This is a genomic window from Escherichia sp. E1130, from assembly GCF_005781065.1.
Classification (GTDB): Bacteria; Pseudomonadota; Gammaproteobacteria; order Enterobacterales; family Enterobacteriaceae; genus Escherichia.
In genome coordinates this window covers 132,598-152,987 of the sequence record NZ_VATL01000005.1, presented here as the reverse complement: position 1 = coordinate 152,987, position 20,390 = coordinate 132,598, and the positions used below count along the sequence as shown (strand labels likewise).

At 56.9% G+C, this 20,390-nt stretch carries 27 protein-coding genes; 21 read left to right on the top strand and 6 right to left on the bottom strand.

Annotation, left to right across the window (positions count from 1 at the left end; genetic code table 11):
* Window position 1: 1 nt before the first annotated feature.
* From FEK66_RS06530 to FEK66_RS06510, 5 genes are read right to left on the bottom strand one after another with little or no spacing between them, the layout of a single operon-like run.
* Window positions 2-1,168 carry an AAA family ATPase gene (locus FEK66_RS06530; RefSeq protein WP_135495270.1) on the bottom strand — a complete coding sequence of 389 codons (1,167 nt, stop codon included), beginning with the start codon at window positions 1,166-1,168 and terminating at the stop codon, window positions 2-4.
* Window positions 1,169-1,178: 10 nt separating this feature from the next.
* The gene (locus FEK66_RS06525) at window positions 1,179-2,948 is read right to left on the bottom strand and encodes a DDE-type integrase/transposase/recombinase (RefSeq protein ID WP_135495269.1); all 1,770 of its coding nucleotides are present in this window, start codon (window positions 2,946-2,948) and stop codon (window positions 1,179-1,181) included.
* A gap of 3 nt (window positions 2,949-2,951) precedes the next feature.
* Complete coding sequence (locus tag FEK66_RS06520) at window positions 2,952-3,863, bottom strand: DUF3102 domain-containing protein (protein ID WP_135495268.1); 912 nt, start codon at window positions 3,861-3,863, stop codon at window positions 2,952-2,954.
* Window positions 3,864-3,872: 9 nt separating this feature from the next.
* Entirely contained in the window at window positions 3,873-4,178 is a 306-nt protein-coding gene (locus tag FEK66_RS06515; RefSeq protein ID WP_000042842.1) for a helix-turn-helix domain-containing protein, read from the bottom strand.
* Window positions 4,175-4,399, bottom strand: a complete 225-nt coding sequence (locus FEK66_RS06510; protein ID WP_001041677.1) for a hypothetical protein — start codon at window positions 4,397-4,399, stop codon at window positions 4,175-4,177. The genes FEK66_RS06515 and FEK66_RS06510 overlap by 4 nt, the downstream gene beginning before the upstream one ends.
* Before the next feature lie 88 nt (window positions 4,400-4,487).
* On the opposite strand from FEK66_RS06510, the gene FEK66_RS06505 reads away from it, so the two are divergent.
* Window positions 4,488-4,898, top strand: coding sequence for a helix-turn-helix transcriptional regulator (locus tag FEK66_RS06505; RefSeq protein WP_135495267.1), 411 nt, complete (start codon window positions 4,488-4,490; stop codon window positions 4,896-4,898).
* 41 nt (window positions 4,899-4,939) lie between these two features.
* A complete protein-coding gene (locus FEK66_RS06500) occupies window positions 4,940-5,467 on the top strand; it encodes a hypothetical protein (RefSeq protein ID WP_230201816.1) in 528 nt (175 codons plus the stop codon).
* A 47-nt stretch (window positions 5,468-5,514) separates the two neighbouring features.
* Here FEK66_RS06500 and FEK66_RS06495 read toward each other — a convergent pair whose 3' ends face one another.
* Entirely contained in the window at window positions 5,515-6,285 is a 771-nt protein-coding gene (locus FEK66_RS06495; protein WP_135495266.1) for a DNA adenine methylase, read from the bottom strand.
* 243 nt (window positions 6,286-6,528) lie between these two features.
* Here FEK66_RS06495 and FEK66_RS06490 point away from each other — a divergent pair, with 243 nt between their 5' ends.
* The 19 genes from FEK66_RS06490 to FEK66_RS06395 all read left to right on the top strand — a co-directional run bounded on the left by FEK66_RS06490 (window position 6,529) and on the right by FEK66_RS06395 (window position 20,390).
* Entirely contained in the window at window positions 6,529-7,095 is a 567-nt protein-coding gene (locus FEK66_RS06490) for a DUF2441 domain-containing protein (RefSeq protein ID WP_135495265.1), read from the top strand.
* 375 nt (window positions 7,096-7,470) lie between these two features.
* Window positions 7,471-7,821 (top strand): putative holin, encoded by a 351-nt coding sequence (locus FEK66_RS06480; RefSeq protein WP_135495264.1) that lies wholly within the window; start codon window positions 7,471-7,473, stop codon window positions 7,819-7,821.
* A 2-nt stretch (window positions 7,822-7,823) separates the two neighbouring features.
* Window positions 7,824-8,552: a transglycosylase SLT domain-containing protein gene (locus FEK66_RS06475; protein WP_135495263.1), complete on the top strand. Its 729-nt coding sequence runs from the start codon at window positions 7,824-7,826 to the stop codon at window positions 8,550-8,552.
* Entirely contained in the window at window positions 8,536-9,186 is a 651-nt protein-coding gene (locus FEK66_RS06470) for a hypothetical protein (RefSeq protein ID WP_135495262.1), read from the top strand. Before FEK66_RS06475 ends, FEK66_RS06470 begins: the two co-directional genes overlap by 17 nt.
* Window positions 9,183-9,515, top strand: a complete 333-nt coding sequence (locus FEK66_RS06465; RefSeq protein WP_000175096.1) for a hypothetical protein — start codon at window positions 9,183-9,185, stop codon at window positions 9,513-9,515. Before FEK66_RS06470 ends, FEK66_RS06465 begins: the two co-directional genes overlap by 4 nt.
* Window positions 9,508-9,819 (top strand): hypothetical protein, encoded by a 312-nt coding sequence (locus tag FEK66_RS06460; protein ID WP_135495261.1) that lies wholly within the window; start codon window positions 9,508-9,510, stop codon window positions 9,817-9,819. Before FEK66_RS06465 ends, FEK66_RS06460 begins: the two co-directional genes overlap by 8 nt.
* Complete coding sequence (locus tag FEK66_RS06455; RefSeq protein WP_011410682.1) at window positions 9,819-10,364, top strand: DUF3486 family protein; 546 nt, start codon at window positions 9,819-9,821, stop codon at window positions 10,362-10,364. The genes FEK66_RS06460 and FEK66_RS06455 overlap by 1 nt, the downstream gene beginning before the upstream one ends.
* The gene (locus FEK66_RS06450; RefSeq protein WP_135495260.1) at window positions 10,361-11,884 is read left to right on the top strand and encodes a hypothetical protein; all 1,524 of its coding nucleotides are present in this window, start codon (window positions 10,361-10,363) and stop codon (window positions 11,882-11,884) included. The genes FEK66_RS06455 and FEK66_RS06450 overlap by 4 nt, the downstream gene beginning before the upstream one ends.
* Window positions 11,884-13,380: a DUF935 domain-containing protein gene (locus FEK66_RS06445; protein WP_138211427.1), complete on the top strand. Its 1,497-nt coding sequence runs from the start codon at window positions 11,884-11,886 to the stop codon at window positions 13,378-13,380. Before FEK66_RS06450 ends, FEK66_RS06445 begins: the two co-directional genes overlap by 1 nt.
* Window positions 13,361-14,182 carry a phage minor head protein gene (locus FEK66_RS06440; RefSeq protein ID WP_135495328.1) on the top strand — a complete coding sequence of 274 codons (822 nt, stop codon included), beginning with the start codon at window positions 13,361-13,363 and terminating at the stop codon, window positions 14,180-14,182. Before FEK66_RS06445 ends, FEK66_RS06440 begins: the two co-directional genes overlap by 20 nt.
* Before the next feature lie 2 nt (window positions 14,183-14,184).
* On the top strand, window positions 14,185-14,643 hold the full coding sequence (locus FEK66_RS06435; RefSeq protein WP_135495259.1) for a phage virion morphogenesis protein: 459 nt from the start codon (window positions 14,185-14,187) through the stop codon (window positions 14,641-14,643).
* 214 nt (window positions 14,644-14,857) lie between these two features.
* Entirely contained in the window at window positions 14,858-15,955 is a 1,098-nt protein-coding gene (locus tag FEK66_RS06430) for a peptidase (protein ID WP_109549637.1), read from the top strand.
* A gap of 13 nt (window positions 15,956-15,968) precedes the next feature.
* Entirely contained in the window at window positions 15,969-16,922 is a 954-nt protein-coding gene (locus tag FEK66_RS06425; RefSeq protein ID WP_109549636.1) for a hypothetical protein, read from the top strand.
* A gap of 10 nt (window positions 16,923-16,932) precedes the next feature.
* Window positions 16,933-17,289, top strand: coding sequence for a DUF2190 family protein (locus FEK66_RS06420; protein WP_109549635.1), 357 nt, complete (start codon window positions 16,933-16,935; stop codon window positions 17,287-17,289).
* 1 nt (window position 17,290) lies between these two features.
* Window positions 17,291-17,737: a DUF1320 domain-containing protein gene (locus FEK66_RS06415; protein ID WP_039271488.1), complete on the top strand. Its 447-nt coding sequence runs from the start codon at window positions 17,291-17,293 to the stop codon at window positions 17,735-17,737.
* Window positions 17,737-18,201 carry a Gp37 family protein gene (locus FEK66_RS06410; RefSeq protein WP_135495258.1) on the top strand — a complete coding sequence of 155 codons (465 nt, stop codon included), beginning with the start codon at window positions 17,737-17,739 and terminating at the stop codon, window positions 18,199-18,201. Before FEK66_RS06415 ends, FEK66_RS06410 begins: the two co-directional genes overlap by 1 nt.
* Window positions 18,201-18,452: a hypothetical protein gene (locus tag FEK66_RS06405; protein WP_171023566.1), complete on the top strand. Its 252-nt coding sequence runs from the start codon at window positions 18,201-18,203 to the stop codon at window positions 18,450-18,452. The genes FEK66_RS06410 and FEK66_RS06405 overlap by 1 nt, the downstream gene beginning before the upstream one ends.
* Complete coding sequence (locus tag FEK66_RS06400; protein WP_023304056.1) at window positions 18,442-19,869, top strand: phage tail sheath subtilisin-like domain-containing protein; 1,428 nt, start codon at window positions 18,442-18,444, stop codon at window positions 19,867-19,869. Before FEK66_RS06405 ends, FEK66_RS06400 begins: the two co-directional genes overlap by 11 nt.
* The gene (locus FEK66_RS06395; protein ID WP_162837902.1) at window positions 19,866-20,390 is read left to right on the top strand and encodes a phage major tail tube protein; all 525 of its coding nucleotides are present in this window, start codon (window positions 19,866-19,868) and stop codon (window positions 20,388-20,390) included. Before FEK66_RS06400 ends, FEK66_RS06395 begins: the two co-directional genes overlap by 4 nt.

The following is a 20,390-nucleotide window of genomic DNA, read 5'->3' as shown; positions in this document are numbered from 1 at the left end:
ATTAAACCCCTTTGACGACGTCGGCGTTGACCTGCGGAACCCCGATTTCAGCAGCCAGATTCATGGCAGCTATCACCAGGTTACTGACGGCCAGCGGATACAGCAGGCTGACCATGCTTTTTCGGTTACTGCCCAGATTACTCAGGCGGGCGCGGATGGCCTCCACTGCGCTGGCGTCCATGATGTCGGCGAGTTGCTTACCGGCGCGTTGCAGCTTGAACGTCAGAAACTCTTCGAGGCTGTTGTCCAGCGGCAGGAGTTCAACCACCTCGCAGCGCTGGACGACCTCACGGACTTCCATGTTGCGTTCGGACAGTTTGTCCGCCAGCTCAGGCTGGCCAATCAGCACGATGGACAGCAGCTTTTTGAAGCCGGACTCCAGTTCAAAGAAGCGTTTAAGGTGCTTCAGTGTCGGAATGGGCAGACTGTGGGCCTCCTCAATCACCAGAACATGGCTGAAACCCGCCTGGCTGCTGTCCTTCAGAACGCGGTGCAGCTGGCGGAAACGGGCGTCCTGGCTGCGTTTGATGCTCTCCAGTGGCGCTATGCTGCTGATGATGGCTTCGGCGATAGCTGCCGCCTTGAGGGTTTTGCCCTTCACATCATTGTCTTCCATGGCGATGATGTATGGCTCTATGACAATCACCGGCGCGTTCTCACGGTTAACGCGTTCAATCAGGTCGCGGCGCAGCGTGGATTTACCCGCGCCGGACTCGCCGATAACCGCCAGAAAGCCACCGTGGCGGGCAGTCTGGAACAGCGCCTCACGCACGTAGCGGATATCCGGCGTGGTGAACACATCGTCCGCGCCCTGCATAGCTTCATCGGCGAACGGGTCACGGAAAAGGCCAAACGCTTTTTTAGTTGCTGGAAATAACACCTGCTTTTTGAGTAACATGTTCTCTTCCTCACTGAGGTTGGTTTTATCGGTAGTACCCGCTGTACGGGGCGTGACAGCGCCCTGTACAGCATCAAAACTCTTCGCTGTATCAATCCCCTGACTTTCCAGATATAACGCCAGACGCTGGCGCACCTCCTCCGTGCTGGTGCGGGGCCACTCGTTATGGTTCACAATCTGGGCCAGCGTGGCCTCGGAAACGGCGACGGCTCTTGCCACCACCGCCTGCGGGATGCGGGCCTCTTTCAGTTGTTGCTTCAGTACCAGCATGCCTTCCTCCTCAGTTACCGTTAACGATGCTGATAACGCTGTTGCGGGCCGGAGTGGTCAGGGTGACCATGACCTCATCCAGCGTGGCTTCCGGTACGCCATCCGGGTACTGCGCCGTTAACTGGCGGTAATGTTCCGGCGTCCAGATGTGGCCGTTAACGCTGAACTTCTCGCGCAGGGCTTTCGCGGCCTCCACATGGGTCAGCGGACGCTGCTCAATACGCGGCCCGCGCACGTCTGAAGCCTGACCGCGCTTCGGCATATAGGCCGGAAGCGTGGTGTCGTCGATATGTTTGTACGGGTCAAGTCGCCCGCCGAACGGCAGCGCCTTCGCCTTGCGTGCAGCAGCTGCATCGGCGGCGTTATCGGTGCCCGTGACCAGCTCTTCGATTTCTTTTGCAGCCGTCTGCGCCGGGGTCTCCGGCAGGGCTTTGTAGCTTTCGCCAAATACCGCCGCGCTTTCGGCAAAGCCGAACTCGTTCTTTCTGACCTCCTCGACCAGGAAGAACGTCTCGTGACCGTCCTCACCGGTCAGCACCACCTGCGCCACATCGCTGCGCCACGGGTTACGGGTAATCATCAGTTTTTCGCCGACCAGTACGCCCGGTACTGTCGAAACATCAAACTCAGCGCCCCGGAACGAGACACGCAGTTTTGATGTGACCTTGCGGAGTTCCGGTGCGGCCACCGCCAGTTCGCGGCAAACCTCAACGGATGGCGCTTTTTTCAGCTGGTCAGCAGTAATCTTCAGCCAGATATCCGTGCGGGTTTTACCGTGGCGGCTGTGGACCGCCGTGGCGTTAAAGTGGCTGCGCCATTTCACCGCCAGCGCGTTCAGTTCGTCCAGGCTATGAACCGGCTGGAATTTGAGACCCGGCTCCAGTTTGCGTTCGATAATGTCACGGGCCTTTTCCACCTGCCCGGTGGCGCGGGCGTTATGCGGCTTGTGCGCTATCAGATTGATGCCCAGCGAGCGGCACATGTTTTTCGTCATGCCAGCGGTGTTCGCCGAACCGGGATCAAGGTAGAGTATTTTCGGCACGCCGTGCAGCACGTCCGCGCCGCCGCGCTCCTGCATGGCGTTGATAAGTACAGAACAGAGGTTCTCACCAGATTCCGCACCCATCACGTACTCAACGTAAATCCAGCCGCTGGTATGGTCGGTAATCTCGTAACTCCACACGCGGTCACTGGCGATGCGGGCGATGTTGGCAGGCTTGTTCTTGTAGAACTTCGCGCTGTCCATCACCTGCAGCCCTTTATGGCCGTTGCTCAGGTAGTAAAGCGTACAAAGTGAGGCATCAATCTCCCAGACGTGATTGGGATGCAGGCTGGCCATCTCGGACGACGGGGCCGGTGCGTCAAGCTGTTCCGGGTGCAGACCATAGTTCCGCAGGGCGCGGCTGATGGTGTCCTCGGACAGCGGGAAAAACTCGCCTGTGGCCTCGTCCGTTCTGCCAGCAATGATAAAGCCGTTTGACCGCAGGGTCTCCACCGCATCCGCGATGGAATACAGGCGCTTACCGTTCTTACGGGTGGCCTCGCGCAGCGTGGCAGATATCAGCGCGGCTTCGTCGCGGCTCAGGGCACTGCGCCCGGCATCGGCGCGTTTTTTACGTTTGTCAGTCACTGATACCTCCTTCAGCTTGCGCAGCAGGGTGGCGCGGGACATGCCCAGTTCGGCGCAGGCGGCATCATATATCGCACCACGCTTACCATGCCCCGCGTCACGTGCCGCGCGGGCAACATAAACCAGTCGTTCAGTCAGGGCGGCACTCATGGGTTATGCCTCCTGCCCGTTAATCTCTGGCGTCGGGTCAGTCAGCCATGAAGGGGCTGCGTTGCCTGTCGGCTCGTCCGGCAGGTCAAATGTGGAGCGCAGGCTACGCGCGGAGCTTTCCAGCTGGCAGACCAGACCGGCCATAAAGTCTCTGGGGGTATCAATCATGTTTTCAGCACAGTATGCGCACAGGGTCTCAAAGGCGCTGGACAAGCGAACGGCGATGGCAGATTCCGCCTCAACCGCTAACGCTGTAACTTCCGCACGCAGCTTCTTCACCTCTTCGTCAGGCTTGGGCGGCTGGATACGGGATTTCTTCTCCAGTTTTGTGGAAAGCGAGTCGATTTTTTCGTTTTTGTCGGCGAGTACGCGCTGTTGTGCTGCGTTGGTTTCACGGGCTTCGCGTAGGGCGGCCTTCAGTTCGCGGCTGGTCATGCGATCAATATCATCAAGCGTTGCCCCGGCGACGGTTCCACCATCAGCTAATGCGTCGAGTTCTTCGTCATCCAGAACCATCAGTTCATACAACTTGGTCTTACCTAAAACGGTCAGCGCTGTCCGTTTTGAATTTTGATCGCCATTACCCAAAAATTTCACACTGGCCTGCATCATGCGGCGTGCGACGCGCGGCTCAAGGCCGAGGTCATTTTCGAGAATATTTATAAAATCGCCGTGAGGTTCATTCTCCTTGAGAATTACCAGTCGCTTACCCGCCTCCAGCATGGCTTCTGCACTCTGAGCCATGTAAAAACGAGTTTCATGGACAATACGATCGCGTTCATACGGCAGCCCATCACCAAACTGCTGCATGATTTCGAGGCGATGTTCGGTCATGGCATTAAGACTAACGTTGAGGCCATCACTCAGCGGTGCGTCTTCCATTAGTTCAGCTGGTTGTGATTTTGTGCGTCCCATTTCAACTCCTTAGCGACTGCCAGCCATAACGCGCTGGTTGATTTCATTAATACGATCCTGTGCCCGCGCCATTTCGGTACTGTGCGCCATGGCGATTTGTAAGAGCTGGACTCCAGGAGCAAAACGTCCGTTATCCAGTTTCAGGGCCAGTCCTTCTTCGATAAGGGTATTGAGCGCACGATTGATATTCGCCGGTGACTCGCCCAGAGCCGATGCCAGTTCACCGTTAGAAACACCGTTCAGAGCGTGACCGCGTAAAGCCTTAAGGACACGCAAAATACGGGTACCTGAGCTTGATGTATTTGGTTTACTCATGACGCCTCCTTGAGGATGCCGGGGGTAACTTCTTTGCCTATTGCGACCGAAAGGTCTCGTAGAATCCGATAAGTCAAACGACCGCGTGGAAGTTCGCTTTTGCCTGCCCAGCGGCTGACAGCCTGGGTAACTGTTCGTGGCTCATAGCCCGCGTTAAGCGCGAACTGGCGCAAGCTACTGCCTCTTTCAACCAGCCGTGCCCGAACTTGTTGTTTGTTCATATGCACCGTGTTCCTGTTGGGTTATGATGTACTCTATTGGGTCTATTGTACGCACCCAAACGGGTATGTCAAATTGAGATATGTTCAAATGAGTATAAAAGAGAGATTGCGCGAAGCGATGGATGCTAAGGAATTGACAATAAAAGCATTGTCAGACTTATCAAAAATTCCATATCGCTCACTTCAAAACTATCTGCGTGGAGAAAGAGAACCTAATGCAGAGGCTCTTGTTGCGCTAAGCACCCATTTGAACATATCAATAGATTGGCTACTTACTGGTAAAGGGGAAGCTGTTGGGGTAGAGAAAGCACAGCCAGCTAATCAGGAGCAGCATTTCAACCAGTCTGATCTGAAGTTATTGGAGCTGCTCAACCAACTGGAGCCAGAGGTACGAAAAGAGTTGCTGCGAGGCGCTGAGGAAAAACAGCGAATGATTGATATGGAAAAACAGCTTAAGGAGCTGTCCGCAGCGTTCGAGAGATTAAAAAATACGGGTTAATCTGTTCCTATTAAGAACATTAGAGGTATAAGGACATGACTATGCGCAAATTATTTTTACCGTTGATATTTGTTTTATCTGGGTGTGGAGATAATACCGAACCTGCTGATACGTCAACCACAGCTAAGGAGCACGCGGTTTTTAGCGTTGAAACAGATAATCCGGTTGTAAATCGCGAATTACCGTTTATTCGCCAACAACTCCCCGGCTTGGATAAGTACGCGGACAGTTTTGAAAAAATCGAAGTATCCGAGGATAGCGAACGCCCGGTGACAACGGTGCAGTTTCATATTAAAGACGAAAATAATATTCCAAGTGACTACATAGCCTCTGGTCATAATTGTTATTTGTTCATATCAAATAATGCCCACGAAGTGAAAATATCTAAATCAGCATGTCAGGCTGTTTTTTTCGATAAAACGGATGTTCCCGGTGGTGACCTGACCGTGAAACTTGATAAGGAAAAAGTTCCTATGACAGATGATGGTAAGACCCCGCGTGCAGGCTGTTTGAAAGCTTATTCACCAGAGCCAGATAATGATTATTGGACTTGTCCAAGGCAGGATTAAATGTTTAGGTGGTGCTGCAGATGCACCACCACCTTTAACTACCTCTTTCAAAAATTACAAATTACCAGCTCTTTCTTCGGGCTGGGTTTGCCAGCTAGCTTAAGGTTGTAACTGATATCAACCGACTGCATGTTCAGACCGTTGAATGCCTGCCGCATTTCTGGGATATCGTTCACTGATATAATCATCTTCCCTTTGATCCTTCGCGCTAAATCTGCCATGTGATCATAGTTTTCCAGCCCGAACTCCACACCATAGCCTTCCGTTCCCCAGTACGGTGGGTCACAGTAGAACAGCGTATGTGGGCGATCATATCGCTCTATGCACTGGTGCCAGTCCAGATGCTCTATCAGCGTTCTCGACAGGCGCAGGTGTGCCATCGACAGTTCTTCTTCAATACGCAGCAGATTGAAGCGCGGCGCACTGGTTGTAGAGGTACCGAATGTGTGATCGGCGACCTTACCGCCAAACGCCTGTTTCTGCAGGTAGTAGAACCGGGCCGCCCGCTGAATGTCGGTGAGTGTCTCTTCCGGCGTATCCTGTAGCCATTTGTAAATCTGACGGCTGACCAGTGCCCATTTGAACTGGCGGACAAACTCTTCCAGGTGATGTTTTACCACCCGATACAGATTCACCAGATCACCGTTGATATCGTTAATGACTTCGATCTTGCTGGGTGTCTTAAGAAAATAAAGCGCAGCTGCTCCGCAGAATGGCTCCACATAGCAGGTATGGGCCGGAAATAACGGTAAAATATGCTTCGCCAGACGACGTTTTCCGCCAATCCAGGGAACGATGGGCAAAGATTGTTCTTTCATTATCCGTAAGCCTTTTGCAATCAGTGAAAATATGGCAGGCTAGTCTGGTCTCGCGAGACTGACTGAACCCTGGTCGGCTCACAGTGCATACCTGTGGGTTGATGACCAGCCCGGTGTTCGCGCACCGGGCTGGTCGTTCTTTCACTGTCAGAATGAGGTTTATAGATAACTGTTTTCTATTAACGCGATTTACTGGATGTGTTACCGGCGTGCAGTGTTTGTTCGATAAGGATTGTTTTCTGAATGGGAACGTATTACACACTTGATTCCGCTAATCGTCTGCCTTCGCCTTGCCATGTAATTACCGGAAAATACGAACCTGAAGCGCCGGAGCTGGCCGCTTTCCTTCATCAGATGTATCCCGATGGTCTTTCCAAGCACGGTCATAACTATCTCTATAACCCCGGCCCTAAAATGGAAGATGACAGTGGAGTCAGCAGAAGTCTGCTGGTCGGTCTGGTGTTTGAGTTAGTTCGCCGTAGCCATTTTCCTGACAAACCTTCCCGCTATCAGTCACTGTTTGCCTGTCAGCATCTGAGTGAAGTCAGGAAGTTCCGGGCATTACTGGCCGATGAGAGAGGCGAAGACGAAATCAGAACGGCACCGATATATGAAGTCATCACAGATGAGCCGGTGCATCGCGGAGATATGAGGTTATTGAACAGTGATTGCCCGGTGCTGGAATTGTATCACCGGGCCTGGCTTTACTGGTCGGGAGAAGCGGCCCCGGTTAAAACTGGTGAGGAAGAACCGTTCTGGGAACTGCTGATTCCGCTTCCAGTCTTCGTTGGCCGCCGGATAACTGAGTAGCAGGATTAGGTGCGGCTTTATATCGTGATGTCGCCGCCACATTGCCAATCATCATGACGTTGTTTTCTCCGCTGGCGAAATGGCTGCTTCGCGTTTCAAGCGCCGTCAGCGCGTTTCTCAGTTCTGCAATCGCCTCGGTTGGACAACTGGCATCCACGCTTAGCGTGTAAGTTTTATTCTGCTCTCCGGTTCTGATCCCAAAGAGGAACCCTTTTTTAAGTCCGGTCTGTTTCGGTTCAGTCATCGTGCTTGCCTCCCCTGTGTTTTGTGTGCCACCATTCTGGCCGCTTCCCTCTGCGAACACTTATAACGCGCTTTAAAATCCGTATCCCGCCACATTTGTGATGCTGTCTCCCACACAACAAGGAGACACCCATGAAAAACCTGAAAAAATTCATTCCCTCTGTTAAAAAGCCACGTCTCAGCGGCTGGCTGTTGACCTCAGCGCTGCTGCTCGGCACCATCGGTCTTGTATCGCCCCAGCAACTGCCGGTGGTTGTCTACAAGCTGTCCCTCATCACGCTGGCGGCAGTGCTGGGCTACTGGCTTGACCGTTCGCTTTTCCCCAAGGCCCGTCCCGGTCAGTACCTGAAGCATGATGACAGGCTGATGGCTGATGGTCGCTTCCCCGTCCAGACTGGCCTTCACCTGGTCTTTTCCGCTGCGCTAATCCGCCGTGCACTGATTGTTGCCGCAGTCTGTCTGGCCGTAGCGACGGGGCTGTAATCATGAACTGGCCTCAAATCACCCTCATCATCCTGCTTGCCTTTGGTCTGGGCGTAACCGCCATTAAGCATGGCGAGCCACGCAACGATAAATACAGCTTCTGGTGGCAGCTCGCTGGCAACCTGGTTATTGCCTGGCTGCTCTGGTGTGGCGGCTTCTTCAGTCAGGCCCGCGCAGCCCAGCCACCGCAGGCCGCGCTGCAGTATCGCGACGATGTGATCCGTAATGCCCGGCTTGAATGGGGAATGTCTGCGCCGGTGGCTGACTTCGCCGCACAGCTGCATCAGGAAAGCGGCTGGCGACCTGATGCGGTCTCGCCGGTTGGCGCTCAGGGGCTGGCGCAATTTATGCCCGCCACCGCTGACTGGATAAGCCAGCTGATGCCGGGGCTGAACAGCCGCGAGCCGTTTAATCCGGCGTGGGCCATCCGGGCGCTGGTCAGCTATGACCGCTGGCTGTGGCAGCGCGTCAGCGCCGCCAACGGCTGCGAACGTATGGCCATGACGCTGTCGGGCTATAACGGCGGTCTGGGCTGGGTACAGCGGGACAAGCGGCTGGCCACGCAGCAGGGGCTGGACAGCACCCGCTGGTTTGGGCATGTCGCCACGGTGAATGCCGGGCGCAGCGCTGCCAACTGGCGAGAGAACCGTCATTATCCGCAGCGCATCCTTCGGGAGCTGGCCCCCCGTTATCTCACATGGGGAGGCAGCAGCTGTGTGGAACCTGGTTAAAAGATTACCGTGGCGCGGCATGGTGCTGGCGCTTGTTCTGGTGGCTGCTCTTTATGGATTGAACCGCTGGGGCTATCACGACGGTTCTGAGGACGCAAAACGTGACGGTGACGCAGCGCTCAGTCGGCTGCAGTCAGCGTTCGACACGTACAAAACGGAGCAGGCAACGCTTGAGAACGCTGCGCTGCGGGCCTGGGCAAAACGGTATCAGGAGCAGGTAGCCGTCGGGCAGCAGGCTGAAGCCAGTTACCTTGAGCAGATTGCTCAACTGGAGAGCCAGAACAAACAACTACAGGGGCAAATTAACGATGTCACACAGCGCTGGATTGATGAAAAAGGTAAGAGCCATCCCATTGAGTGCGTGTTTACTCGCGGTTTCGTGCGCCAGTACAACGCCGCGCTCGGATATGACAACGCATCCGTCGACACCGGTCATTCAGACGCAACTGCCGCCGCTGGCACCGGCACTGGCGCAGCGTCCGGGCAATCTGAAGCCGCTGACGCCTGGCTACGCGACTCAGGCGTCTCCCAGCGTGACGTCCTCGCCAACATCATCGACAACGCGAAGCAGTGCCGCAGCTGGCGCAGCCAGATAAACAGTCTGCTGGACGAACGGGAAGGATTACAGAAATGACGTTGCAGGTTGAATTCTGGACGGTGGTGGGCTTTCTCATCACCTTCATGAGCTTTGTCGGCGGTATGGCCAAGTGGCTGTTCAGTAAAGCGGAAGAGCGTCAGGCGGCGCGGTTCGCCTCCCTTGAGCAGTCGCTGCAACAGTCCGCCTCCAACTGGGGCGAGCTGGAAAAAGAATTTATGCGGTTTAAGGCGGATTTACCGCTGAACTACGTCCGCCGCGAGGATTACATCCGGGGCCAGACGGTCATCGAGGCCAAGCTGGACGCACTCTACAACAAACTGGAAGTGGTACAGCAGTACCGTCATACAGGAGGTCACCATGGTTGATATCACCCGCGTGCGCCGGGAATCCCTGCGCTGGAGTCTGCTGGTTGCTCTGAACAAAACCCGCCCGTACACCGCCAGCGAGACGCTGCTGCTGGACGTGTCCCGCGCCATCTACCCGGACACCACGCCGCTGGAGCTGCGCCGTGAGCTGGATTATCTGTCAGACCGCAAGATGGTTGATCTGGAGAAGAAACCCTCCGGCGGCTGGTTTGCTGACCTGACCCGCCTCGGCGTAGACCTGGTGGAATACACCGTGGAATGCGGCCCAGGCATCGCCCGCCCGGAAAAGTACTGGAGTGAATGATGGCCAGACGCAGCACGATAGAAAAGCTGCCGGAAGACGTGCGTCGCTGGCTTGAGCGGGCGCTGACTGAATCCGGCTTCAGCGGGTATAACGAGCTGGAGTCCCTGCTGCGTGAGCAGGGTTACGTTATCAGCAAATCGGCTATCCATCGCTATGGCCAGAAGATTGAGCGCCGTTATGGCGCTATCCGTGCTGCCACCGAAGCGGCTCGTATGCTGACCGAAGGTGCGGCTGACGATCAGGATGCACGTTCGGAGGCGGTGATCGCCCTGATTCAGACCGAGCTGTTCGAGAGCATCGTCCAGCTGCAGGAAGCGGAAGAAGGCGAAGTCGACCCTAAAGAGCGCGTGGCGCTGCTGTCGAAGGTTGCAAAGAACGTGGCCACGCTGTCCCGCGCTTCCGTCAACCTTAAGAAGTTCCAGTCCGAAGTCCGGGCCAGAGCGCAGCAGGCGGCCAGCAACGCCGAGAAGATTGCCCGTAAGGGTGGACTGTCAACCGATGCGGTACAGGCGCTGCGTCGTGAAATTCTGGGGATTGCCACATGAGCCAGCTTGCTCCCGTTTTGCCTGATACCTCGGCGCTGGATATCCCCGCCGTTCTGATGCCCTACCAGCAGCGCTGGGTGGCTGACACGTCTCCGCTTAAGGTGATTGAGAAGAGCCGCCGTACCGGTATCACCTGGGCTGAGGCGTCCGATGATGTGCTGACCGCTGCCTCTTCAGCCCCTGCGGGCGGGATGAACGTGTATTACATCGCCTATAACCAGGACATGACCGTCGAATATATCCAGGCGTGTGCGATGTGGGCGCGGGCATTCAACTATGCTGCCAGTGAAATCGAAGAGGGTTTCTGGGAGGAGGACGAAGACGACAAGCACATCAAGACCTACACCATCAAATTCCCTGACTCCGGCTTCCGCGTTGTCGCGCTCTCAAGTCGCCCGTCTAACCTGCGTGGCCGTCAGGGCATCATCGTTATCGACGAAGCGGCGTTCCATGAGCAACTGGACGAGCTGCTGAAGGCGGCGCTGGCGATGCTTATCTGGGGCGGTAAAGTGCGCGTTATCTCCACCCATGACGGTGACGATAACCCGTTCAATACGCATATCGGTGATATCCGGGCCGGGCGTCAGGGGGGCAGCGTACATCGCATTACTTTTCAGGAGGCCGTGTCCGAGGGACTGTTCCACCGCGTCTGCCTGCGTACCGGGAAAGAATGGTCGGAAGCGTCCGAGCTGGCGTGGATGGCATCGGTGTACAAATTCTACGGTGCAGGTGCATCGGAGGAGCTTGACTGTGTTCCGGCCAACGGCGGCGGAGCCTGGCTGTCCCGCGCCCTGATTGAGTCCCGTATGTCAGCTGGCACGCCGGTGTTGCGCCTGACCTGCCCGGAGGGCTACGAGCTGAAGCCCGACGACGTCCGCTGGAGCGAGACGCAGGAGTGGCTTGATACGCATCTGAAGCCGTTGCTGGAGGCGCTCCCCGCTGACGCACGTTCTTTCCTGGGTCGCGACTTTGGCCGCAGCGGTGACCTGTCGGTGGACTATCCCCTGCTGCAGGAGAAGAACCTGGTTCGCCGTGTGCCGTTTGTGATGGAACTGCGCAACGTGCCGTTCAAACAGCAGGAGCAAATCGCCTGGTACCTGATGGATGGCCTGCCGAACCTGATGGGGGCGGCGCTTGATGCCCGTGGTAACGGCTCTTATCTCGCCGAATACGCCATGCAGCGCTACGGCTCCAGCCGGGTTAAGCAGGTGATGCCAACTGAAAACTGGTATCGCGAGCATATGCCGCCGGTCAAGGCTGCGCTGGAAGACGGCAACCTGGTGGACTTACCAAAGGATGAAGACACGCTGGACGACCTGCGGGCCGTTCAGGTGGTAAACGGCGTTCCCCGCGTGCCGGAACAGCGCTCAAAAGCGAAGTCTGACAATGGTAAGCGTCACGGGGATTCAGCCATCGCGCTGGCGCTGGCGTACTTCGCCAGCCGTGAAATTAACAAAGGGCCGGTGAAGGCAAGCTCACGCCGTCGTCGTCAGGCGGCCCGTATGCTGGAGGATTACTGATGGCCCGTGGACTCTGGGTTTCACCCAATGAGTTTGTCTCTTTTGCCGAACCCAATAAAACGCTGACGGAGCAGATCGCCTCGCGCAGCCGCTCCATCGACTTCTTCGGGCTGGGGATGTACCTGCCTAACCCTGACCCTATTCTTAAATCTCAGGGCCGGGATATCCGCATCTATCGCGAGCTGCGTACCGACCCGCTGGTCGGCGGCTGCATTCGCAGGCGTAAGGCGGCGGTCAAATCACTGGAGCGCGGCCTTGAACGCGGTCATGCCCCGGCACGGGTATTCAGCTTCATCCGGGATATGCTCGACGATCTGGATCTGTCCCGCATCATCGGCGAGATGACCGACGCCGTTCTCTACGGGTATCAGCCCTGTGAGATCATGTGGGGACGCTCTGTTAAATCCTGGGCCATTGCCGATATCGTGGGTAAACCACCGGAGTGGTTCCAGTTCGATAACGACAACCTGCTGCGCTTTCGCGCTAAAGACGCCGGGCTGGAAGGCGAGCCGGTACCACTGAACAAGTTCGTGGTACCGCGTCAGGACGCGACCTACGACAACCCATATGGCTTCCCTGACCTGTCGATGTGCTTCTGGCCCGTGACATTCAAAAAAGGCGGCATGAAGTTCTGGGTACGCTTTGCCGAGAAATACGGCTCACCGTGGGTTATCGGCAAGCATCCGCGCGGTACGGCACAGGGCGAAATTGACCTGCTGCTGGACTCCATGGAGGCAATGGTGGAGGATGCGGTGGCCGCTATCCCTGACGATTCCTCCATTGAAATTAAGGAGGCCGCAGGCAAGGCCGACAGCAGCGATATTTATCAGAACCTGATAACGCTTGCCCGCAGTGAAATCTCCATCGCCCTGCTGGGGCAGAACCAGACCACCGAGGCTAACAGTAACCGCGCCTCCGCGCAGGCCGGACTGGAGGTCACCGATGATATCCGTGACGCTGACGCTGATATCGTGGAAAGCGCGGTGAATCAGACTATCAGGATGGCGGTATCAATGAACTTTGGCGATGTGGCCAGCCCCGTCTGGAAGATGTGGGAACAGGGAACGGTCGACGATACCCAGGCGACCCGCGACGAGAAACTCAGCCGCGCCGGTGTGGTCTTCACCCCGAAATACTTCAAGCGTGAGTACCAGCTGCAGGACGGCGATATTGACGAGACACCACCGTCAGAACGCCAGAAGAACATGCTGCCGCTGTCATTTGCCGAGGCCATTGATGCCGATATTCAGGCACAGCAGGCCCTGGACGACGCGCTGGATATTCTGATGAACGGAGGCGCGTTAAATGGCACGCTGGAACCCGTACTGGCTCCTCTGTTTAAGCGGGTAGAGGATGGTGTTAACCCGTCTGAGCTGCTGGGCGAACTGGCCGAGCTGTACCCGCAGATGAACGCGGATGACCTGCAGGAACGGCTGGCACGGATTATGTTTGTTGCAACTGTCTGGGGGCGTCTGCATGAGCGTGACAACGGCTGAACTAGCGTACTGCATGACGCTTCCCCCGAAGCGGGCTATCAGTTACCTGAAGTCCAAAGAGTATAGCTTCACGTGGGACTGGGAGGAGATGTGGCAGGATGCCCATGCCCGCGCCTTTACCGTCGCCAAAGTAACCCGCCTTGATATCCTGGAAGATATTCGCGGGGCACTGCAGCAGGCTGTCGATGAAGGAAAAACAGGCCGCTGGTTCCGGCAGGAACTGGAGCCGGAGCTGCAGCGTAAGGGATGGTGGGGGCCACGTGACACCACCGATCCGGTAACGGGCGAGCCGGTCACCATCCAGCAGGGCAGTCCGTGGAGGCTCGACACCATCTTTCGCACCAATATGTCCGTACTCTACAGCGCCGGTCGCTGGGCCGAGCAGATGGAGAACGTCGACGACAGGCCGTACTGGATGTATACCGGCATCAACGACAGCCATACCCGCAAGAGCCATCTGGCTCTGCATGGTCTGGTGCTGCGCTATGATGACCCGTTCTGGCAGGCGTTTTACCCGCCGAACGGCTGGCGTTGCCGCTGTGGCGTGATTGCCCTGAGCGCGGCGGATGTGCGTGCCCGTGGCCTGAAGGTGTCAGGTTCTGGCTCAGCCATGGGATGGGAGCTGAAGCTGGTCTCAGAGAAAACAGGCGAGATGCAGAACGTCGCCACCTTCAATACCGGCACCACGAAGGTGGCCACCGACGTCGGCTGGTCTTATGCGCCGGGGGCTGCATACCGTCCCGACCTTGCCCGCTATCAGGGGACGCTTCAACCGCTGGCACAGCAGGAACTGAGAGGATAACGATGGCTTCCGATAACCTGGTCAATGTCACCATTAACGATGAATCCCTGCGCCGGAGCCTCCGTGCGCTGGATCTGGCTGCCACAGACCTGGAACCGGTGATGCGCAAAATCGCCGGAACCCTGCTGGCGGAAACGCAGTTTAACTTTCTCGATGAGGGGCGTCCGGGATGGACTCCCTCGCTGGCAGCGCAGGAGCGCGACGGGCAAACGCTGCAGGATATCGGGCGTCTGATGGGGTCGGTATCAACCGACCATGACGACCGGCAGGCAGCGGTTGGCACTAATGTCATTTATGGGCCGATTCACCAGTTCGGTGGTAAAACGGGGCGTAATGAGTCCGTTGAACTTCCTGCCCGTCCGTTCCTGCCGCTGACGAGGGACGGTGAGCTGCAGCCTGAAGTGGTTGTCCCTATCCTCGATACGATTGTCCGCCATCTTGAAGCAGCGGCCCGTCGCTGAGTTTTGTCTCTGCAGGCGGGTGATTTATCATTGCCAGCCGCTGAGGGGCTGTATTACCTTTATAAAGGCTTTACAGCCCCCGCTTTGCACCACTATTCGCCCGCAGCGTGACATTTCCCGTACTGATACCCCCGATTTTTTCTAAAGCAGATTAAAAGCGCTGCTGACGCTTTTTCCACAGACTGTCCCCGACAACGTAACGCGGGACAGCAAAATGCCAGCCATTCACATTTTTAAAGCCGGTACTCATACCGATATGCACGGCACGAAACTGCCGTTCACGCAAAGCGATCTTGCCGCCTGCGTGAAAGCCTATGACCCGTCCGTCCATGAAGCACCACTCGTTATTGGCCACCCCAAAACGGAAGACCCGGCGTGGGGCTGGGTGAAATCCCTGTCGCTTAACGGCGGTGATCTGCTGGCAGAGCCTGACCAGCTCGACCCGCAGTTTGCCGAACTGGTGGGCAACGGACGCTTCAAGAAGGTCTCCGCCTCGTTCTATCTCCCTGACTCACCGAACAACCCGAAGCCCGGCACGCTTTACCTGCGTCATGTCGGCTTTCTGGGGGCGCAGCCACCTTCCATTAAGGGGCTGAAGCAGGTGTCGTTTGGTGAGAAAGAAGAAGGCGTCGTGGAGTTTGCCGACTGGAGTGATATCACCAACGCCTCTTTATGGGGCCGTCTGCGCGATTTCCTGATTGCCCAGTTCGGGCTGGATGAGACCGACAAGGTACTTCCTTCATGGCAGGTTGACTCCCTGCGCGAAGAGGCTTACCGCGACACCGGGAAGTCTGAACCGGACTTCAGTGAACACAATCCCAACCCTCAACAAGAGAACAGCACCATGACTGAAGAAGAAATCAAAGCGCTTCAGGCGGAAAACACACGTCTGAAAGCGGAAGCCACCCAGCGGGCGGAACAGGAAGCGAAGGATAAGCAGGACAAACTGCACGCGGAAAACGTCTCCTTTGCCGAGAAGCTGGTTGGTGATGGCCGACTGGCCCCTAAAGCGAAGTCAGTTGTTGTGGCCATCCTGGACGCGGTCTCTGCAGGTGACAAGCCGGTTGAGTTTGCCGAGGGCGATACCCGCACCCCGCTGGCCACGGCGTTTAAGACGCTGCTGGACAGCACTGATCCGGTACTGAATTTCAGTGAGCACGCGACCAAAGACCGCGTGAACACGGATATCAAAACGACGTCAGCAGAGTTTGCTGAAGCCGACCCGGAACGTCTGGCGCTGCATCAGAAAGCGCTGGAACTGTCGAAAAAAGAAGGCATCAGCTACGACGCTGCTGTCTCCCGCTGCCTGTAATTAAGGAGAGAACATGTCTGACTATTTAAAGGGTAAGCGCGTCGTTGACCCGGTGCTGACCAGTATCGCTCGCGGTTATAAAAATGCCGCGTTCATCGGCGAACGCATCTTCCCTATCGTACTGACCGATAAGGAAGGTGTGACCGTGCCGACCTTCGGTAAATCCGCCTTTGTGGAGTACGACACCGAGCGTGCCGTGGGGGCTGACAGCAACGTTCTGGTGCGCGAGAAAACCGGCAAACTGGACCTGGTTCTTAACGAGCACGATCTGGCCGCGCCGGTGGACTATCGCGAGCAGGCCGAGTCGATGTTCAACGAAGAGGCCAAAGCCATTCGCCGTGTGACCAGCGGCGTCAACCTGAAGCGCGAACTGTATGCGGCCCGTCTGGCTCAGGACAAAAAAGTCTATCGCGCGGCTAACGTCAAGGCGCTGGCTGCGGCTGAACGCTGGGCCGGTGGTCAGGGTGACCCGATTGGCATCATTGAAGGCGGGATCGAAGCGGTGCGTAACGCCACAGGCCTGCGTCCGAACCTGATGACCATGGGGGCAAGCGTCATGTCGCTGCTGAAGTTCCACCCGGCGATTCAGGCAGCGATTGGTGCCAACGAGCGCAAGCGTATCACCATCGAAATTCTGAAAGACCTTTTCCAGCTGGAAGATGTGGTGATCGGCGAGCCGGTCTCCATGGCCTCCATGAAAGACGCGCAGAACAAGGACAAAGTCCCGACCGATATCTGGGGCGACAACCTGATGCTGCATTACGTCGGCAAACCCCAGCCGGGCACCGACAGCGCCGACGAAAACGAGCCGTCCTTCGGTTACACCCTGCGCCGTAAAGGGATGCCGGTGGCGGATAAATACGACGGCGTCGGCGGCAAGGTGAAGTACTGCCGTTATACCGATATCTACAAAGTCGCCGTGGTCGGTGGCGATGCCGGGTATCTCGTCACCAACATCGTGAAATAAGGAGACGGTCATGGGTACAACTCAGCAGGTCATTCTGACCACTACCGTGACGGCCAGCGCGGCGCTGACACAACAGCGCTTTGTCGGTGCCGATAACGCACCCTGTCAGGCCGGAGCCGTCGCGCTCGGCGTGGCTGAGGTGGATGCCGCTGCCGGTGATGTAACGCCGGTCAACGTACTGGGTATTGTTGCGGTCGAGGCCGGTGCCGCGATTGCTAAGGGGCAGAACGTCCAGTCGGATGCAAACGCCTGCGCCGTTCCTCAGACAGCCGCCACGGAAGATACTCCTGCGGGTATCTCTGCCGGGATTGCGCTGGATGAGGCACTGGACGAAGGTGACGTTATCCGCATCCTGCGCGGGGTGTGACATGTACTGCACCCTGGCGGATTTACAGGAACAGGTGCCTGAGTCAACGCTGATTCAGCTCACTAACGAGGTTGTGGATTTCGACACCCCTGCCACGGTGAATGTGACGGTTGTGGACAGCTGTATTCGCTACGCCGGGGAGTTGATTGATGCGCACCTTCGTGGCCGCTATACCCTGCCGCTGGCAGAAGTGCCTACCGTTCTGCGGGATATTGCCATCACGCTGGTGCGTTACCGCCTGTATGTCCGTCGTCCTGAAGGTGATCTGCCTGACACCGTCAAAGACGACAACAAAGAGGCCCGGCGTCAGCTTGAGGCTATCCGCGACGGGAAGCTGACGCTGGGGCTGCAGTCCACTCAGAAGGATGTGCCTGAGTCCGGTGAAATCCGGGCGCGGGCACGCCGCCCCACCTTTGGCGGGCGTGACGGCTTACTGGAGAAATACTGATGAACGTTCTGCCCGTCCTAGATGCGGTGCTGGCCCGGTTGCGCGAGAAGCTGCCCCAGTTGCAGGTGGAGTACTTCCCGGAAAAACCGTCCGAATACCGCCTGAATCATCCTGTCGGGGCGTTGCTGCTGAGCTATGTCGGTTCGCGCTTCGACAAACCCGATGATATTGGTGCGGTGATCCAGCCTCAGACTATCCAGCTCTGCGTCTCGGTGGTCTTCCGCCAGCTCAACGGTAAAAGAGGTGCGATTGACGTTCTGGATGCAGTCCGCCGCATCCTCGGTGGTTACACCCCGCCGAACTGCCGCCGTCGTATATGGCTGACCCGTGAAGTGTTTATCGGTGAGGTCAAGGGGCTGTGGCAGTACGCTCTCGACTTCGCAACCGAAAGCGTCTTTATCGAAGACAGCGACTTACCGTCCGGCCCGCTGTTAACCGAAGTGAACTATGAGGAAAGCGAGTGATGAAAGAATACCGCTATTCCGGCCCGGCCAGCGGCGTCACGCTGTCGGACGGAACCGAAATCCTGCTCTGGCCGGGGAAGAATGTTTCCCTGCCGGAGGAGCATGACTATGTGAAGGTACTGGTGGCGCTGAAGCATCTGACGCCGGTATCTGAAGAGACTAAACCCGCCAGCACATCGGCTGTGCAGTCACCAAAGCGCAGGAACGGCGGCGACAACGATGTAAAACTGGAGGACTCCCATGGCAGCTAACTATCTGCATGGCGTCGAAACCATTGAGGTGGAAAACGGTGCCCGCCCGGTAAAAACGGTGAAGTCTGCCGTCATTGGCCTGATTGGTACCGCCCCCATGGGGGACGTCAATACGCTGGTGCAGTGCCTGTCTGAGAAAGATGCAGCGGCGTTTGGCAGCCAGCTCACCGGTTTTACCATTCCGCAGGCACTGGATGCGATCTACGACCATGGGGCAGGCACCGTTCTGGTCATTAACGTGCTTGATCCGGCTGTGCATAAAACCGCTGTGGCCGATGAAGACGTAACGTTCGACAAGGCGACGGGCAAGGCACAGCTGGCTAATCCGGTGGTCGCGCAGCTGGTACTGAAACCGGACAGCGACGGTCAGCCTTATGTGGAAGGTCAGGACTACTCGCTTGATGCGCAGACCGGGGTGATTACTAACCTTGGTAAAAGCATTGCTGCAGATGCAACGGTGAAGGCCAGCTATAACTATGCTGATCCGACCAAAGTCACCCCGGCTGATATCATCGGTGCCGTTAACGCGGCGGGCAACCGTACCGGCATGAAGCTGCTTAACGACAGCTTCAACCTGTTTGGCTACTTCGCCAAAATCCTGATTGCCCCGGTATTCTGCACCCAGAACAGCGTCTCGGTTGAGCTTATCGCCATGGCTGAGAAGCTGGGCGCGGTGACCTACATCGACGCGCCGATTGGTACCACTTTTGCGCAGGCTCTGGCGGGGCGTGGCCCGGAAGGCACCATTAACTTCAATACCAGCTCCGACCGCGTCCGTCTGTGCTACCCGCACGTCAAGGTGTACGACGCGGCCACCAACAGCGAACGGCTGGAGCCGCTGAGCCAGCGTGCTGCAGGTCTGCGTGCCAAAGTCGACCTGGACAAGGGCTACTGGTGGTCGTCCTCCAACCAGGAGATTCTGGGTATCACCGGCGTGGAGCGCCAGCTGTCGGCAATGATTGACGACCCGCAGAGTGAGGTGAACCTGCTCAACGAACAGGGCATCACTACGGTCTTCAGCAGCTACGGCAGCGGCCTGCGTCTGTGGGGCAACCGGACGGCAGCATGGCCAACGGTCACCCATATGCGCAACTTTGAGAACGTTCGCCGCACCGGTGATGTGATCAACGAGTCCCTGCGTTATTTCAGCCAGCAGTACATCGACATGCCGATTACCCAGGCACTGATTGATGCGCTGACGGAGTCGGTCAACGCCTACGGTCGTAAGCTGATTGGCGACGGTGCGCTGCTGGGCTTCAGCTGCTGGTTTGATCCGGCCCGTAATGAAGAAACGGAGCTGGCCGCCGGTCACCTGTTGCTGAGCTACAAATACACGCCGCCACCGCCACTGGAGCGACTGACGTTTGAGACCGAGATCACCTCGGAATACCTGTTAACCCTGAAGGGGAATAGCTGATGGCAAAGATTGAGATCAACCGCATCACGAATGCCAACATCTACCTGGATGGCGCTAACCTGCTGGGCCGGGCCGAGGAGGTCAAACTGCCTGACGTCTCCATGACCATGCAGGAGCATAAGGCTCTGGGGATGGTGGGCAAGGTGGAACTCCCTGCAGGCTTCGACAAGCTTGAGGGCGAGATCAAGTGGAACAGCTTTTACCGCGACGCGATGCTGTCTGCCGCGAACCCGTATAAGTCGCTGGCGCTGCAGTGCCGTTCCAGCGTTCAGCGCTACAGTTCGCAGGGGCTGATTGACGAAATTCCGCTGGTCACCTTCCTGACGATCATGTTTAAGAAGAACCCGCTGGGGACGTTCAAACAGCATGAGAACGCCGAGTTCTCCAGTAGCTTCACCTGCACGTACATCAAGCAGGTACTGGATGGTGAAGAGCTGCTGGAGCTGGACTATCTGGCCAACATCTTCCGCGTCGGCGGCGTTGACCAGTTGACTGATTACCGCATCAATATCGGAGGGTGA